The organism is Sphingomonas sp. (assembly GCF_036388435.1).
Classification (GTDB): Bacteria; Pseudomonadota; Alphaproteobacteria; order Sphingomonadales; family Sphingomonadaceae; genus Sphingomonas.
Window position 1 is genome coordinate 16635 of the sequence record NZ_DASVRV010000054.1, and the last position, 15187, is coordinate 31821.

At 70.6% G+C, this 15187-nt stretch carries 20 protein-coding genes and 1 pseudogene; 8 read left to right on the forward strand and 13 right to left on the reverse strand.

The window, feature by feature from the left end; translation table 11 throughout:
- Positions 1–2: 2 nt before the first annotated feature.
- Together VF592_RS14130 and VF592_RS14135 are read right to left on the reverse strand one after the other, a co-directional pair.
- Complete coding sequence (locus tag VF592_RS14130) at positions 3–179, reverse strand: hypothetical protein (RefSeq protein WP_331006296.1); 177 nt, start codon at positions 177–179, stop codon at positions 3–5.
- A 57-nt stretch (positions 180–236) separates the two neighbouring features.
- A complete protein-coding gene (locus tag VF592_RS14135; RefSeq protein ID WP_331006275.1) occupies positions 237–1139 on the reverse strand; it encodes a helix-turn-helix domain-containing protein in 903 nt (300 codons plus the stop codon).
- Between the two features lie 86 nt (positions 1140–1225).
- Here VF592_RS14135 and VF592_RS14140 point away from each other — a divergent pair, with 86 nt between their 5' ends.
- The gene (locus tag VF592_RS14140) at positions 1226–2224 is read left to right on the forward strand and encodes a ligase-associated DNA damage response exonuclease (protein ID WP_331006276.1); all 999 of its coding nucleotides are present in this window, start codon (positions 1226–1228) and stop codon (positions 2222–2224) included.
- Between the two features lie 134 nt (positions 2225–2358).
- On the opposite strand, the gene VF592_RS14145 is transcribed toward VF592_RS14140, so the two are convergent.
- The 6 genes from VF592_RS14145 to VF592_RS14170 all read right to left on the reverse strand — a co-directional run bounded on the left by VF592_RS14145 (position 2359) and on the right by VF592_RS14170 (position 7017).
- Positions 2359–2748 carry a hypothetical protein gene (locus VF592_RS14145; RefSeq protein ID WP_331006277.1) on the reverse strand — a complete coding sequence of 130 codons (390 nt, stop codon included), beginning with the start codon at positions 2746–2748 and terminating at the stop codon, positions 2359–2361.
- A gap of 54 nt (positions 2749–2802) precedes the next feature.
- Entirely contained in the window at positions 2803–4311 is a 1509-nt protein-coding gene (rpoN, locus tag VF592_RS14150) for an RNA polymerase factor sigma-54 (protein ID WP_331006278.1), read from the reverse strand.
- 5 nt (positions 4312–4316) lie between these two features.
- Complete coding sequence (gene lptB / locus VF592_RS14155) at positions 4317–5102, reverse strand: LPS export ABC transporter ATP-binding protein (protein ID WP_414714224.1); 786 nt, start codon at positions 5100–5102, stop codon at positions 4317–4319.
- 116 nt (positions 5103–5218) lie between these two features.
- Positions 5219–5746 carry an LptA/OstA family protein gene (locus VF592_RS14160; protein ID WP_331006279.1) on the reverse strand — a complete coding sequence of 176 codons (528 nt, stop codon included), beginning with the start codon at positions 5744–5746 and terminating at the stop codon, positions 5219–5221.
- Between the two features lie 4 nt (positions 5747–5750).
- Complete coding sequence (lptC, locus tag VF592_RS14165) at positions 5751–6410, reverse strand: LPS export ABC transporter periplasmic protein LptC (protein ID WP_331006280.1); 660 nt, start codon at positions 6408–6410, stop codon at positions 5751–5753.
- Positions 6397–7017, reverse strand: coding sequence for a ribonuclease D (locus VF592_RS14170; protein ID WP_331006281.1), 621 nt, complete (start codon positions 7015–7017; stop codon positions 6397–6399). The genes lptC and VF592_RS14170 overlap by 14 nt, the downstream gene beginning before the upstream one ends.
- 264 nt (positions 7018–7281) lie before the next feature.
- Here VF592_RS14170 and VF592_RS14175 point away from each other — a divergent pair, with 264 nt between their 5' ends.
- The 5 genes from VF592_RS14175 (at position 7282) to VF592_RS14195 (ending at position 10522) form a co-directional block, all read left to right on the forward strand.
- Positions 7282–8178, forward strand: a complete 897-nt coding sequence (locus VF592_RS14175; protein WP_331006282.1) for a cold-shock protein — start codon at positions 7282–7284, stop codon at positions 8176–8178.
- Positions 8179–8184: 6 nt separating this feature from the next.
- Positions 8185–9018, forward strand: a complete 834-nt coding sequence (locus VF592_RS14180; protein ID WP_331006283.1) for a glutaminyl-peptide cyclotransferase — start codon at positions 8185–8187, stop codon at positions 9016–9018.
- Between the two features lie 299 nt (positions 9019–9317).
- Positions 9318–9617 (forward strand): hypothetical protein, encoded by a 300-nt coding sequence (locus tag VF592_RS14185; RefSeq protein WP_331006284.1) that lies wholly within the window; start codon positions 9318–9320, stop codon positions 9615–9617.
- Between the two features lie 75 nt (positions 9618–9692).
- Positions 9693–9920: a hypothetical protein gene (locus tag VF592_RS14190; protein WP_331006285.1), complete on the forward strand. Its 228-nt coding sequence runs from the start codon at positions 9693–9695 to the stop codon at positions 9918–9920.
- A gap of 71 nt (positions 9921–9991) precedes the next feature.
- On the forward strand, positions 9992–10522 hold the full coding sequence (locus VF592_RS14195) for a DUF4142 domain-containing protein (RefSeq protein WP_331006286.1): 531 nt from the start codon (positions 9992–9994) through the stop codon (positions 10520–10522).
- A 16-nt stretch (positions 10523–10538) separates the two neighbouring features.
- Here VF592_RS14195 and VF592_RS14200 read toward each other — a convergent pair whose 3' ends face one another.
- The gene (locus tag VF592_RS14200) at positions 10539–12131 is read right to left on the reverse strand and encodes a cisplatin damage response ATP-dependent DNA ligase (RefSeq protein ID WP_331006295.1); all 1593 of its coding nucleotides are present in this window, start codon (positions 12129–12131) and stop codon (positions 10539–10541) included.
- Positions 12132–12181: 50 nt separating this feature from the next.
- Here VF592_RS14200 and VF592_RS14205 point away from each other — a divergent pair, with 50 nt between their 5' ends.
- Positions 12182–12991: a metallophosphoesterase gene (locus VF592_RS14205; RefSeq protein WP_331006287.1), complete on the forward strand. Its 810-nt coding sequence runs from the start codon at positions 12182–12184 to the stop codon at positions 12989–12991.
- Positions 12992–13109: 118 nt separating this feature from the next.
- On the opposite strand, the gene VF592_RS14210 is transcribed toward VF592_RS14205, so the two are convergent.
- From VF592_RS14210 to VF592_RS14220, 3 genes are read right to left on the reverse strand one after another with little or no spacing between them, the layout of a single operon-like run.
- Complete coding sequence (locus VF592_RS14210) at positions 13110–13610, reverse strand: DNA starvation/stationary phase protection protein (protein WP_331006288.1); 501 nt, start codon at positions 13608–13610, stop codon at positions 13110–13112.
- 59 nt (positions 13611–13669) lie between these two features.
- Entirely contained in the window at positions 13670–14236 is a 567-nt protein-coding gene (locus VF592_RS14215) for a TMEM165/GDT1 family protein (RefSeq protein ID WP_331006289.1), read from the reverse strand.
- Positions 14237–14240: 4 nt separating this feature from the next.
- Positions 14241–14558 (reverse strand): hypothetical protein, encoded by a 318-nt coding sequence (locus VF592_RS14220; RefSeq protein ID WP_331006290.1) that lies wholly within the window; start codon positions 14556–14558, stop codon positions 14241–14243.
- Positions 14559–14729: 171 nt separating this feature from the next.
- Between VF592_RS14220 and rpmG the strand changes: the two genes are divergently transcribed.
- Positions 14730–14897 (forward strand): 50S ribosomal protein L33, encoded by a 168-nt coding sequence (gene rpmG, locus VF592_RS14225; protein ID WP_331006291.1) that lies wholly within the window; start codon positions 14730–14732, stop codon positions 14895–14897.
- Positions 14898–15051: 154 nt separating this feature from the next.
- Here rpmG and VF592_RS14230 read toward each other — a convergent pair.
- Positions 15052–15187 (reverse strand): annotated as a pseudogene (locus VF592_RS14230) (two-component system response regulator); the annotation flags it as partial.

Genomic DNA, 15187 nt, shown 5'->3' on the forward strand with positions numbered 1-15187 from the left:
CGTCAGCGCTTGGTGCGGTCCACCGGGTCGCCCTCGTACAGGTCGTGGGTCGCCTGCTCGGTCCGTTCCATCGAGCGCCGGGAAGTCTTGTTGTGCCGCATCGCCCAGGCGATCGCCACCGCGAGGAGGATCGGCCCCAAGATCACCAACACGCCCCATATACCGCCCGCGAAACCCATGATTCCAACTCCCGATCCGTTATCCCGCGTTCAACGAGCCGGGTCCGCGTTCGATCCTCACCCCAGCCAGGGGGCGGGGCCGGGGGCGCCGGCGTCCTGGAGCTTGCGCTGCTGGCGCACCTCCAGCCCCGGCGTCATGAGCGGCGTCGTCGCGCGCGCGAAGGCGGCGGGGGTCATGTCGACGAACAGCCGAAACTCGCGGTTGAGGTGCGACGCGTCGTAGAAGCGCAGGCCCGCCAGCGTCTCCTCGTCGGGCATGGCGAGCCCGCGCATCACCGCCGCCATGTCGAGAAAGCGGCTGCGGCGCAGGACGAGTTTGGGCACATGGCCGAAATGGCGGCGGATCCGGTGTTCGAGCGCGCGGGGGGTGAGCGCCAGCCGGTCCGCCACCGTGCAGACATGGACCGTCGGGTCGTCGCGTGCGATCCGCTCGAACATCGCCGCGACCGGATCGGCGGCGCCGGCCAGATCGGCAACCCGCGCGCGGCAGGCCGCGACCAGCCGCGCGATCGTTTCCCCGTGATCGTCGATATCGGCGGCCGCGGCGACGAGCGACGCGCCCCATGGGCCGTCCAGGTCATCGACCCGGTCGGCGAGGAGCCGGTGGTCGCGCACGTCCAGCCCGAACCAGCCGCCCGGCCGGATCGCGAAGCCGGCCACCGCCATCGGCCCGCGCGCGCGCACCCGCATCGCGCGGCGCTGGGCGCCGAACAGCAGCGCGCCGGCCCGCCGCCGCCAGCCGCGCTGGGGCACCCACATGTCCCAGTCGCCGCGCACCAGCACGCGCACCAGCGCGGTCTCGTTGAGCAGGATGTCCTCGACCACCTGCTCGTCGGGCTGGTCGATGATCGTGACGAAGAAGCGCGCCACGAAGGGCTCCAGGTCCGGCGGGGGCGCGACGTTGAGCGAGACGGGCAAGCCCGTCCGCGTCCGGCCCGTGCGCGCGCTGAGTTCCTGCATCGGGCGAAACAGGTAGCGCGCCGGCACGGGCGCCGCAATTCCGGGCGGTGCGGAACCGTTGTCGCCGCCGCCCGCTTGAAGGAGCGATGGCGAAACTCGGCGACTGGCTGCAACCCCACCCGCACGGCATCCATGTGCTCCCCGCCGATGCGTGGATCGACCCGTCGATCCCCCAGGCCAGGGCATTGGTGACGCATGGCCATGCCGACCATGCGCGCGGCGGGCACGGCGCGGTCTGGGCGACGCCCGAGACGCTGGCGATCATGGAAGCGCGTTACGGCCCGCAGGAACAGCGCCCCGTCGCTTATGGTGAGACCATCCGCATGGGCGATGTCGAGATCGGCTTCGTCCCCGCCGGCCATGTGCTCGGCTCCGCGCAGATCGTGATGGATCACCGGGGCGAGCGGATCGTCGTGTCGGGCGATTACAAGCGCCGGCCCGACCCGACCTGCACCCCGTTCCAGCCGGTGGCGTGCGACGTGTTCGTGACGGAGGCGACGTTCGGGCTGCCCGTGTTCCGCCACCCCGATACGGGCGACGAGATGGACAAGCTGCTCGCGCGGCTGCACGCCAATCCCGATCGCTGCGTGCTGGTGGGCGCCTATGCGCTGGGCAAGGCGCAGCGGGTGATCGCCGAGCTGCGCGCGCGCGGGCACGCCGCGCCCATCTATCTTCACGGCGCGCTGGTGCGGCTGTGCGAGCTCTATCAGGCGCACGGGGTCGCGCTGGGCGAGCTGCGCCCCGCGACCGACACCCCCAAGGCCGAAATGGCGGGGCATGTGGTGATGTGCCCGCCCTCTGCGCTCAACGACCGCTGGACCCGGCGGCTGCCCGACCCGATCACCGCCATGGCGTCGGGCTGGATGCGGGTGCGCCAGCGCGCCCGGCAGAAGAACGTCGAGCTGCCGATCATCCTGTCCGACCATGCCGATTGGGACGAGCTGACGAGCACGCTCCTGGAGATCTCCCCGAAGGAGGTGTGGGTCACGCATGGCCGCGAGGACGCGCTGGTCCATTGGTGCATGACCCGCCAGATCCGCGCGCGCGCGCTGGCGCTGGTCGGGTTCGAGGACGAGGACGACTGACGTGCCGCGGCCTTTGGCGGAAAGTTCTTCGGCTCGCGGTGGATCCGCTCCTCATCCGCCAGCGACTTTTCGACGGCGGGCGAGGAGCGGACGGGGGTCGGGGGCGGCGGCTTATCGGTTCGGGTGGCTGCGGTTCAAGCGGCCGCGCTCGCCGTCGCCGCGAGCAGCCAGGCTTCGGCCTGGGCCATGTCCATGAAGCAGGCCACCGAGTCGCGTCCGCCGATCGCGCGCTGAAGCTGCATCCGCGCGAGCGAGGAGGCGGTGACGAAGGCCAGCTTGCGCGAGCGATAGGTCGGAGCAGCGAGGACGGCGCCCCAGCGCGCGACGAATTCCTGCGACTGGATGGCGATGGCGCGCGTGTCGGCCAAGGTCAGATGCCGGTTGGGTCCGCAGCGCAGCATGGCGTGCGCGGCCGCCCGCGCGGCCGCGAACCCGGCCATCGACGCGTCGTCGAAGAAACCGGCCAGCGTGATGCGGATCAGGTCATGCGCCGGATCGGCGATGACGGAATAGGTCGCGGTCATGATGCCGATCGCTAGCGGGAAATTCCTGCCATTCGGATAATGGCGGTCGCGGGGTCAGGCCCCGACCAGCGCGCGTTGCCGTCGCCGCTGGACCGAGCTGCCGATGCCGATCGCCTCGCGGTACTTCGCGACGGTGCGCCGGGCGAGGTCGAAGCCCTCCACCCGGAGCAGGTCGACCAGCGTGTCGTCCGATAGCACCGTCGCACCCTCGGCCGCGACCAGGCGGCGGATCGCGCTCTTGACCGCCTCGGCCGACGCGCCCTCGCTGCTGCCTGCGGACGCGACCCCGCTGGTGAAGAAATATTTGAGCTCGAAGGTGCCGCGCGCGCAGGACAGGTATTTGTTCGAGGTCACGCGGCTGACGGTCGATTCGTGCATTCCGATCGCCTCGGCGACTCGGGCGAGGGTCAGCGGCTTCAACTGCGTCACGCCGTGGAGGAAGAAGCCCTCCTGGGCGCGTACGATTTCGGTCGCGACCTTGATGATCGTGCGCTGGCGCTGGTCGAGCGCCTTGGTAAGCCAGTTCGCGCCTTGGAGGCATTCGGTCAGCCAGGCCTTGGAAGCCTTGTCCTGCGGTCCACGCGACAGCTCGGTGTAATAGGCGCGGTTGACGAGCACGCGCGGCAGCGTCGCGGCGTTGAGCTCGATCGCCCAGCCCGCCCCAGTGCCCCCCCCGATGCGCGCGACGAACAGGTCGGGGGTGACGCTGGACGGCGGCTCGCCCCCGTAACGGCAACCGGGCTTGGGGTCGTAGCCGCGCAGCTCGCGGATCATGTCCGCCATGTCCTCGTCGTCGACGCGGCAGATGCGTTTCAGCCGCGCCAGCTCGCCGCGCGCGAGCAGCTCGAGATGGTCGATCAGCCGCGCCATGGCGGGGTCGTACCGATCCGCCTCCTGCGCCTGGAGCGCCAGGCATTCGGCCAGGTCGCGTGCGCCGACGCCCGTCGGGTCGAGCGTGTGGATCACTCCCAGTGCCGCCTCCACGCGCGCGAGCGGCACGGACAGGCGGTCGGCGATCTCGCGCAAGGCCACCGTCAGATAGCCGCATTCGTCGATCTGATCGATCAGGTGCTGCGCGATCAGCAGGTCGACGCCCGACAGGAGCGGCCCGATCTGGGCGAGGAGATGGTCGGCGAGGCTCGACGCGGGGCCGGCGAAGGCGTCGAGATCGAGCCCGTCCTCCGACCCGTCGCCGCTGCCCCCGGCACCGATTCCGCCCATGCCGAGCGTCCCATCGAGGCCGAAGCCGCCATCGGCGACCGAGTCCTGCTGGTGCGACTCGGTGGCGTAGTCGAGATCGAGCGTGGCCTCGGCCGGGGCCTCGCCCGACAGGATGATGTCGGCGGGCGCGCGGTCGTCGGCGATGGGCGACGGATCGGGGTCGGGTGCGTCGCCGGGCTCGGCGCTGCCCGCCTCGAGCAGGGGGTTCTTCTCCACCTCCTCGGCGATGAACGCCTCGATCTCCAGGTTCGACAGCGCCAGCAGCTTGATCGCCTGCTGGAGCTGGGGGGTCATCACCAGCGACTGCGATTGGCGGAGGTCGAGGCGCGGCGCGAGGCTCATGGGAGTTAGAGCGAAAACCCTTCGCCGAGGTAGAGCCGGCGCACATTGGCGTCGTTCACCAGATCGGCGGGGGAGCCGCTGAACAGCACGCGGCCGTCATAGATGATGTAGGCGCGGTCGACGATGTCGAGCGTCTCGCGCACATTGTGGTCGGTGATGAGCACCCCGATCCCGCGCTCCTTGAGCTGGCAGACCAGGTCGCGGATATCGGCGATCGAGATCGGGTCGATGCCCGCGAACGGCTCGTCGAGCAGGATGATCGACGGGTCGGCGGCGAGCGCGCGGGCGATCTCGGCGCGGCGGCGCTCGCCCCCCGACAGCGCCATGGCGGCCGAGGCGCGCAATTTCGTCAGTCCGAATTCGTCGAGCAGCTGGTCGAGCCGCGCGGCGCGCGCGTTCGCATCGGGTTCGGCGAGTTCGAGCACCGACAGGATGTTCTTTTCGACCGACAGCCCGCGGAAGATCGAGGTCTCCTGCGGCAGATAGCCCAGCCCCAGGATCGCGCGGCGATACATGGGCAGGCCGGTGATATCCTCGCCGTTCAGCATGATGCGGCCCGAATCTGGTTTCACCAGCCCCATGACCGAATAGAAGCAGGTGGTCTTGCCCGCACCGTTGGGGCCGAGCAGCCCGACCACCTCGCCGCGCGCGATCGACACCGACACGTCGCTGAGCACCACGCGCTTGTCGTAGGATTTGGCGATGGAGACGACCTCCAGCCCGTCGGCGCCCGGTCGGGCGCGGTCGGGGGTCGCGCGATCGAGGGTGGCGGGGGAGGTCAGGGCGTCCATGATCTGCTCGCTTCTCGGCTCGGCTGGTTAACGACGCGTTACCACGGGACCGATTGGCACGAAACCTGCCTCGAAGCGCGGCAACGGGAAAGCCGTGCGCGACGAAGCGGGGCGGATCAGCGTTTGGGAACGGAGAAGGTGCCCGTGACCCGTCCGGGCGTGCGCGTGACACCGTCCGGGGCGGTCGTGCCCGATCCGCCCGATCCCACCGACGACCCGTCGATCACCGCGCGGCCGGTGTCGAGGTTGATCGTCAGCCGTCCGCCATTGACGGTGTTCGGCCCCTGGTTGAGCGTCACCGCGCCCAACATCGTGATGATGCGGCGGTTGAGGTCATAGACCGCGTAAGAGGAGCGCGCGGTCTGGTCGGGGCGGCGCACCGTCACGCCGCCGCTGGCGTCGAGCCGCGACACCTGGGGGGAGCCGTCGAGCACCTGGCCGGTATAGGCCACCGTCATGCGGCCCGCGTTCAGCGTCATGTCGGCCTGGCGCACCACCACCGATCCCGACAGCACCGCACGGTTGGCGCGATCCTGCAATTCGATCGCGTTGGCCGAGAAATCGATCGGGGCGTTCGAATTGTGGCGGATCTGCGCGGCGGCGGGGCCGGTCAGGAGCAGCAGCAGGGGCAGGAGAACGCGCATCCGCCTATCTCGCGCTTGCCGGGTCGATCCGCAAGCGGGCGTTCCCCTCCAGCCGCACGACGCGCGATTCGAGATCGGCACGCATGGTGTTCGCGGAGAAGCTTCCCTGCGGCGTGCGGCCGGTAACCGCGCCGGTGCCGGTCAGCCGGCGGGTGCGCAGGTCGGCGACGGCGTCGCTGGTGTCGAGCCGGTAGCCATCGGCGGCACGGAAGGCGACGGGCCCTTCGACGCGCACCTGCTCGGCGGCCATGTCGTAGCGGCCCTTGTCGGCGCGCAGGGTCGCTGGCCCTTCGGGCAATTGCAGCTGGGCGGCGAGCGCGTTCATCTCGACGATCGGCTGGGCGGAGCTCCGCTGCACGGCGCTGCCCGCGTCGAGGATGAAGGCGCGGCCGCGCGCGTCCTGGCCGCGGTAGCGCGCCGATTGGATGCGCAGGCGCTCGCGCGCGACCTCCACCTTGTTCTTGTCGAGCACGAACGACACGTCGCTCTCGGCGGTCAGCGGGGCCATGACCAGGAACGCGGCGAGCACGCCCACGCTCATCGGCAGGGCGACGCGCAGCGCCCCGATCAGCTTGTCGCGCGGGCTGCCCGGCGCGGCGCTGCGCTGGCGGCGCGAGCGGGCGGCGAGGGTACGGTCGGCGGGGGTGGCGTCAGATATGGGCAAAGATGTCGACCTCCGGCCAGCCCGCCAGGTCGAGATCGGCGCGGTGGGGCAGGAAGTCGAAACAAGCGCGCGCAAGCTCGGCGCGACCCTCGCGCGCCAGGCGCCGGTCGAGTTCCTCGCGCAGCCGGTGGAGATAGCGCACGTCGGAGGCGGCATATTCCTTTTGCGCGTCGCTCAGTTGGGGCGATCCCCAGTCGGAGGATTGCTGCTGCTTCGACAGCTCGACGCCGAGCAACTCGCGGACGATCTCCTTCAGGCCGTGGCGGTCGGTATAGGTGCGTACCAGCCGCGACGCGGTCTTGGTGCAATAAACGGGCGCTGCGACCGTGTGGAGGTAGAAGCGGATCGCCGCCAGGTCGAAGCGCGCGAAATGGTAGAGCTTGACGCGGTCGGGGTCGGCCAGGACCGCGCGCAGTTCGGGCGCGGCATAGTCGCTGCCCGGACCGAAGCGCACCAGATGCTCGTCGCCGCCGCCGTCCGAAAGCTGCACCACGCACAGCCGGTCGCGCGGGGTGTGGAGGCCCATCGTCTCCGTATCGACGGCGATGGCGGCGCCGGGCGCGAACAGGCCGGCAGGCAGGTCTTCTTCGTGGAGATATACGGTCATCGGGCCCGCCCTAGCGACCGATGGGGCAGGGCTCAATGGGCGGGGGACGGCCGACGCGCAGCCCGGCTGTGCTTCCCGCGCCACGGTGAGGCGCGGATCGCGACATATCGCCATTCGGAAGTGAATATTTCGGTCGCGAAGGGTTGACGAAGCCGCTATGGGCGATTGGAGTGCCGCATAGAGTTTTGCGTGCGCCGCCCTCATGCGTTCGTCCGGCGCGAGGTTGGTCAGGGTCACGGGCGAACCGGGAAGACGAACAGGGTTATGAGTTTCGACAAGGGTGGCCGCGGAAACCGTGGCGGACGCGGGCGCGACAAGCGGGACAGCTTCGGCGGCGGCGACAGTGAGTTCGGCGGCGGCAGCAGCTTCGGTGGCGGCAGCAGCTATGGCGGTGGCAGCAGCTTCGGCGGCGGCGGGAGCAGCTATGGCGGCGGTGGCGGCAGCAGCTATGGCGGGGGCGGCGATCGCTTCGGCGGTGGTGGCGGCGGCGGTGGTTACCGCGGCGGCGGCGGTGGCGGCGGCTTCTCCGGCGGCGGCGGTGGTGGATTCGGCGGCGGTGGCGGCGGTGCCGGTCGCGGCATGCCCCCCCAGGTCGTCGGCGAGGGCACGGGCGTCGTCAAATTCTTCAACGCGCAAAAGGGCTTCGGCTTCGTGGTGCGCGATGACGGCGGCGAGGACGTGTTCGTCCACATCTCCGCCGTCGAGCAGGCGGGCCTGACCGGCCTGGCCGAGGGTCAGCCGCTCGGCTTCACCCTGGTCGACCGTGGCGGCCGCATCTCGGCGACCGAGCTGAAGATCGAGGGCGAGCCGATGGCGGTCACCGATCGCGGCCCGCCGCGCGACCGCGACGCGGGTCCCCCGCGCGCCGGCGGCGGTTTCGATCGTGGCGGCGACCGGGGCGGCCCGGGTGGTGACCGTGGCGGCGCTCCCCAGCGCCAGCTCACCGGCGAAAAGGCGACGGGCACCGTCAAATTCTTCAACGCCATGAAGGGCTTCGGCTTCATCAGCCGCGACGACGGCCAGCCCGACGCGTTCGTCCACATCTCGGCGGTCGAGCGGGCGGGCATGACCGCGCTGAACGAGGGCGACCGGCTTCAGTTCGAGATCGAGGTCGATCGTCGCGGCAAATATGCCGCGGTGAACCTGTCCTCGGGTAGCTGAACCATCATGATGTCCGGCCGCATGGTCGGGCGGACGGCAGGGCTCGCCGCGCTTCTGGGCGCGGCGAGCCTTTTCGCGTCCGCCGCCCCGACAGGGCCCGCGGCGACCCAGGCGGCCCCGGTGTCGGCGCAGGAAGTCCCGGTCTTCACCGCCACCGTGGTCGCGCGTTTCCCGCATGATCGCGGCGCCTTTACCCAGGGGCTGATCTGGCGGGACGGCGCGCTCTACGAGAGCGTCGGGCAGGAAGGCCGGTCGGAGGTGCGCCGCGTCCGGCTGGAGGATGGCCGGGTGCTCGCGCGCGCGGCGATCCCCGCCGACCAGTTCGGCGAGGGGCTGGCGGCCAGTGGCGGCGAGCTGATCAGCCTGACCTGGCACGAGGGGATCGCGCATCGCTGGGACGCGCGGACGCTCAAGCGCCGGGGCACGTTCCGCTATGCCGGCGAGGGCTGGGGGCTGGCGGGCGACGGGCGCTCGCTGGCGCTTTCGGACGGCACGCCGACGCTGCGTTTCCTCGACCCTGCTAACTTCGCCGAGCGCCGCCGCGTGTCGGTGACGCTGCGGGGCCGGCCGCTCCGCGATCTGAACGAGCTCGAATGGTTCGACGGCGCGATCTACGCCAATGTCTGGCACACGCCCTATCTGGTCCGCATCGACCCAGCGACCGGCACCGTGACGGCCTTGGTCGACCTGTCGTCGCTGGCGCGCGAGGTGGGCGCGACCGACGCGGAGGCGGTCGCGAACGGCATCGCCTGGGACCCGGCCAAGCGACGGCTGTTCGTGACGGGCAAGCTCTGGCCGACGCTGTTCGAGGTAAAGCTGGAGCCGCGCCGCGCCGGTTAGCCGTGCGCGGCAAGCCAGCGCGAGCGGGGTCGGCGCGCGGCGTCCGACGGTCGCCCACAGGATCGGCATCGCGACGACGACCGGTGCGACCTCCATCCACCAGGTCGCGCGGTCGAACGGCGCCCATCCCGAGGCGAGCAGCGCGGCAGCCCAGACGAGGGTGAGCAGCGCCAGCATCGGGGTCGGTCGATCGATCACCGCCCGATCGTAACAGCCCGGTCGATCGTGACAATCGTCGCCCGGCCGGAACGGAAGCGGGGGGATCAGGTTTATCGCCGGAGCAACAGGGAGCCCGTTTCATGAAAAGATCCATTCTCGCCGTCGCCGCGTTGTTCGCGCTCGCCGCCTGTGACGGTGCCCGCGAGGACGCGGGCGAGCAGGCCGACAATGCGGCGGGCGTGGTCAGCAGCGAGGATGCGGTCGCCAGCGGCCCCAACGAGACGCTGGGCGAGGTGCGCGACGACGCCGCGGAAAGCGCCAACGAGGCGCGCGAGGCACGCGCCGACGCGATGGAGGACGCCGCCGACGAGAGCCGCGCGGCCGCCGACCAAAAGGCGGACACGCTGGAGGAACAGGCGGAGCAGGCGCGCGGCCGCTGACGCTTGCCGGCGGTCGTGCCGGGCCGCGCTCGCTTGGGTGCGCGACCGGGGCCATGCGGCCGTGGTGAGCGTCGGGTGCGACATACCGATCTCGTCTCGATGTCGGGCGGCGAGGGGCCGGCGATGCTGTCGGATCGTCCGCTTACCGGTTACCGGCCGACCGCCTTCGCGCCGATTCTGGACGCGCATCTGGCGGCAGCGCAGAGCCGCCAGATGCGGGGCTGGGCCGAGCCGATCGGGGGCGGCTCGGCGCTCCGACCGCCGACGTCAACAGGCCCGCCGAGCTGGACCGGGCGGCGATAACGTGCGGGCTCGGTTGAACTTTCCCCCCGGGTCCACGTTGGCGGTCGGAGCGGCGGACAAGGAGAGAGTTGATGGATCGGAGAGCATTCGGAACGACATTGTTGATGGGCGGCCTCGGTCTCGCCGCCGCCCCCGCCTTGGGCCAGGGCCGGCGGATGCGCGAGCAGATGGGGATGATGCCCATGGGCCCGCTGGAACGCCGTCACGCCACCGACACCTTGATGGTCGGATCGGTCGCGCTGGAGACGAGCCGGATCGCGCAGAGCCGCGCGAGCGCGCCGATGGTGCGCCAGTTCGCCGGTTTCGAGGTCGAGGAGCAGACCACCATCGCGCAGATCATCAACGAGATGATGCGCATGCCCCCGCCGCCGCCTTCGCCGGCCGATCGCGCGGCGATGCAGCGACTGGCCAACGGGCGCGGGCGCAATTTCGACCGCGACTATATCATGGTCCAGATGGACGGGCACCGGCGCCTGCTCGCGATCCAGGAAACCTATCTGTCGCAGGGCCGGGTGCCGCACCATCGGCATATCGCGATGCTGGCGCGCGGGCGTATCCAGGAGCATCTGAGCGACCTGGAGAATCTCCAGCGCATGGCGTGACGACGGGCGGCGGCGGTCAGGTGACCAGCCGCCGCAGCGTTTCCACCCGGTCCGCCTCGGCGGCGGGTTTGTCGGTGCGGATGCGGGCGATGCGCGGAAAGCGCATCGCCACCCCCGATTTATGGCGCGTCGATCCGTGGATCGAGTCGAACGCGATCTCGAGCACCAGGGTCTTCTCCACCTCGCGCACTGGGCCGAAGCGGTTGAGCGTGTTGGTGCGCACGAACTTGTCGAGGAAGCGCAGTTCCTCGTCGGTGATGCCGCTATAGGCCTTGCCGACGGGCTGCAGCTCGCCCTCTTCGGTCCAGCAGCCGAAGGTGTAGTCGCTGTAATAGCTCGACCGCCGGCCCGAGCCGCGCTGCGCGTACATGATGACGCAATCGGCGGTGAGCGGATCGCGCTTCCATTTATACCACAGCCCCGCGCGACGCCCGCCCGTATAGGGCGAGTCGCGGCGCTTGAGCATCACCCCCTCGATCGCCGCGTCGCGCGCGCCGGCGCGGATCGCCTCCAGCTCGGTGAAGTCGCGCGCCTCGATCACCTGGCTCAGGTCGAAGCGGTCGGGGTCGAGCGCGGGCATGAACGCCTCGAGCCGGGTGCGGCGATCGGTCCAGGGTAGCGGGCGGATATCCTCGACGCCGTCGACCAGCAGGTCGTAGACGCGCACAAAGGCGGGATAGTCGGCCAGCATCTTCGCCGATACCGTCTTGCGCCCCAGCCGCTGCTGGAGCGCGTTGAAGCTGGCCGCGCCGCCGCCATCCTCCAGCGCGCCGCCCTGATGCTCGCCCTTGACCATCAGCTCGCCGTCGATGACGCCCGGCGTGGAAAAGGCGGCGGCGACGTCGGGAAAGGAGCCGGTCACATCGTCGCCGGTGCGGCTGTAGAGCCGGGTCGTCCCTGCGACATGGACGATCTGGACGCGGATGCCGTCCCATTTCCATTCGGCGGCATAGTCGCCCAGCGACACGCGCGCGTCCTCCAGACCGTGCGCGAGCATGAAGGGCCGGAAGGTCGGTACGTCGACGGGGCTGGGCCGCTCGCCCCGCCCCTCCACCCAGTCGAACAGCGAGCGGTAGGGCGGATCGAGCCCGTGCCACAATTCCTCTACGAGATCGACCTCGACACCGTAGGCGTCGGCCAGCGCGGTCTTGGCAAGGCGCGCGGACAGGCCCGCGCGCAGCTCTCCGGTCGCCATCTTGAGCAGCGCGAAGCGTTCCTCGGGGTCGAGCTGGTCCAGCATCCGGCCGAGTTCGGCGGGCGCGTCGGAGCGCGACAGGTGGCGCAGCCGGTCGACCGCGCTCGAGACGGTGATCGGCTCGGCCTCCACCGGGACGACAGGCGCGGGCCAGAGCAGCGACACCGTCTCCGCCGTGTCGCCCACGAAGTCGCGGCTCATGCGGAACAGCACGGGGTCGATCCGCGTCTCGATCAGCGCGCGGATGGCGGCGGGCTTGACCGCGGGCAGGTCGAGATCGCCCGTCAGCGCCGCCATCGCCCAACCCCGATCGGGATCGGGCGTCGCGCGCAGATAATCCGCCACGAGCTTCAGCTTGGCGTTGCGCGAGCGGGTGTAGATCAGCGAATCGAGAAGCGCGGCGAAGGCGTGCATGATGGGGGAACGCATGGGCAAGCCTCCACGCTCCCGCTAACGGGGCGCCGATGCGCCGAATCGTCCTGATGCTCCTGCTGGGGGCGTTCGTCCTGCTGGCGTGGAGCTTCGGCCTGGCGCGCGCCGACCCGGTGGTCCGGCGCGCGAGCATATCGATGCCGGGATGGTCCGCCGGCGCGGGACCGGTGCGGGTCGCGTTGCTCAGCGACATCCATCTCGGCAACCTCGCGACCGGGCCCGGTCGGTTGCGCCGGATCGTCGATCGGGTGAATGCGCTGCGTCCCGATCTGGTGGTGCTCGCGGGCGACTTCATCGCCGGGCATGAACGCGCGGATGCACGGGTGGCGCCGGGCCTAGCCGCGCTGGGACGATTGAACGCGCCGCTCGGCGTCGTCGCGGTGCTCGGCAATCACGAATATTGGACGGACGCGCCGACCACGCGCCGCGCGCTGGAGCGGGCGGGGGTCACCGTGCTCGCCAACGACGCGACCCGGCGCGGGCCGGTCGTGGTCGGGGGACTCGACGACATGGTCACCCGGCACGCCGATCTGCCCGCGACGCTCGCCGCCATGAGGCGGGTCGGCGGGGCGAGGTTGCTCCTGTCGCATTCGCCCGACATCGCGCCCGGGTTGCCGCACGGCGTGCCGTTGCTGCTGGCGGGGCATACGCATTGCGGGCAGGTGTCGGTGCCGCTGCTCGGCCCGCCGGTCGAGGTGTCGCGTTACGGCGCGCGTTACCGCTGTGGTCTGGTGCGGGAGGGCGGGCGACTGACGGTGGTCACGGCCGGTACGGGGACGAGCACCCTGCCGCTACGCTTCGGGGTTTCGCCCGATCTGTGGCTGCTGACGCTCGGGCCGTAGCGGCCGCAGGGGTGTGACGCGGGAGCAAGTCCCGCGTCGTCGGTCCTCGGCGGGTGCCGAGGCCGGTCGCTCGGCTCGCGTCGGCCAGCTTCGCGGCCGCGCAAGGGCCAAGCCTTGCTTAGCCCTTGCGGCTCGCCTCGAACAGGAACCACGCCCGCTCCTCCGCCTGATCGATCCATTCGTCCGCGATCGACGACGTGGCGGTGTCGCGCGCTTCTTCCGCGCGTTCGCGGGCGTCGCGGATGACCTCGATGAGCTTCAGATTGTCCTCGCGCAACGTCGCGAGCATGTCGTCGGGGGACACGAAGTCGCGGTCGTCGTCGCGGATCGACTGGCGGCGCTGGATGTCGCCGATCGAGCGGAGCGTGACGTTGCCGGTCTTGCGCACGCGCTCGGCGATGACGTCGGTCGTCGCCAGGATCTGCGTCGCCTGGTCGTCGAGCATCAGGTGATAATCACGGAAATGCGGGCCCGACACGTGCCAGTGATAGTTCTTGGTCTTGAGGTAGAGCGCGAAGGAATCGGCCAGCACGAGGTTGAGCCCGTCGGCGACGCTGCGCGTGTCGTTGCGGTTGAGGTCGGTCGGCGTGTCGAGCTGAGAGGGGACGGCGTCGGCCATGAAATGCTCCGGAAAAGAGTTCGGAAGCGGAACGACGCTGAGCCCGATTGGCTCCCGCCTCAGACGAGCCGGAGCGCCGAAAGCGCGAGCACGATGCCGGTGACGAGGAACAGCGCCGCCGCGACCCGGCGGACAAGCAATTGGGGCAGGGCGATCCAGCCGCGCTCACCCAGCAGGGCGGCGGGCGCGATCACCGCCAGCGCGCCGAGTGTCGCACCAACCGCCGCCGCCCAAGGTAGCGCGGCGCGGGCGGCGAGCGCGAGCACGATGAACTGCAGGCCGTCGCCGAACGCGAGGATGAACAGCCCGACGGTGCTGGTCCCGAACGCGCCCAGCCGCCACCCGGCCAGGCGTTCGGGTGGCTTGGCGCGGACCAGCCCGCCCGCGCCCTGAAGCACCAGGGCGAGCGCGAGGAAGAGCCGGCCCGCCTCGGGCGTCAGCTTGCCCTGGAGCAGCAGCGCCCCCGCGCAGGCGATGAGGCTCGCGCAGCCGATCGCGAGCGCGGCGGCGAGGATGACGAGCCCCGGCCTGGCGAAGCGATCGGCGAGGATCGCGGCGAGCCAGGCGGTGCGGTCGCCCGCCTGCGCCAGCGCGCCCGCGACCAGCGCCGCCATCAACGCGTCCAACGCGTCATCCCACGAAGCGCACCGTGCAGGCGGCGGCGAAGGCATCGCAGGCGGCGGGATCGCTACGGTCGCACCCGACCGCATCGCGCAGCATCTCCAGCCAGCCATGGACCAGCGGGCCATGCTCGCCGCGGGACAGGGCGCCGCCCAGCAGGTGCGCGACGGTGACGGCGGGATGCAGCCCCGCGCGGTGAGCGATGGCGCGCACCTGGTCGAGATCGCCCGCCAGGTCGCGGGCGTGCGACCGCGCGGCGCGGTCGTCGATGGCGGCGATGCGCCTGTTCAGTTCGGCTCTCACCGTGTCCAGCCCCGTGCCCGTCATGCCCGATCCTCCCCGATGACCGGATGCTGCACGGTTCGTATGAAGGTCGTGTTACCGATGCGACCGGTTGACTTCCCGGACCGGTTAGGTCATGCGCGCCACCGATCAGGCGGTGGGCGTTCGTCCGCCGCCTTCCCCAATTCCGCACCGGATCGCCGAAGGATAAGGCCCATGGCCAAGCCGACCACCATCAAGATCAAGCTCGTCAGCTCCGCCGACACCGGCTTCTTCTATGTCACCAAGAAGAACCCGCGCACCAAGACGGAAAAGCTGTCCTTCCGCAAATACGACCCCGTCGTGCGCAAGCATGTCGAGTTCAAGGAAGCCAAGATCAAGTAAGGCGCAGGGCGGCCGCATCGGCAAAGCCGACGCGCACTCGCCCAAGCCCGGCCGGCCTTGCGCAAGCTAAGGACCGACGGCGCGGCTTCGCCGCGACGCGATGCGGAAACAAAGGCCGTGGGCGACCCCGCTCGCGGCTTTTTTCGCGTGCGCGTCACATCAGCGCGGCGATCTCGTTCATGAAGCGCTGCAGGCTGATCGGTTTCGACACATAGGCGTTCGCCCCGGCCGCGCGGATGCGCTCCTCGTCCTCGCGCCCGGCATAGGCGGTGACGGCCATGACGGGGATC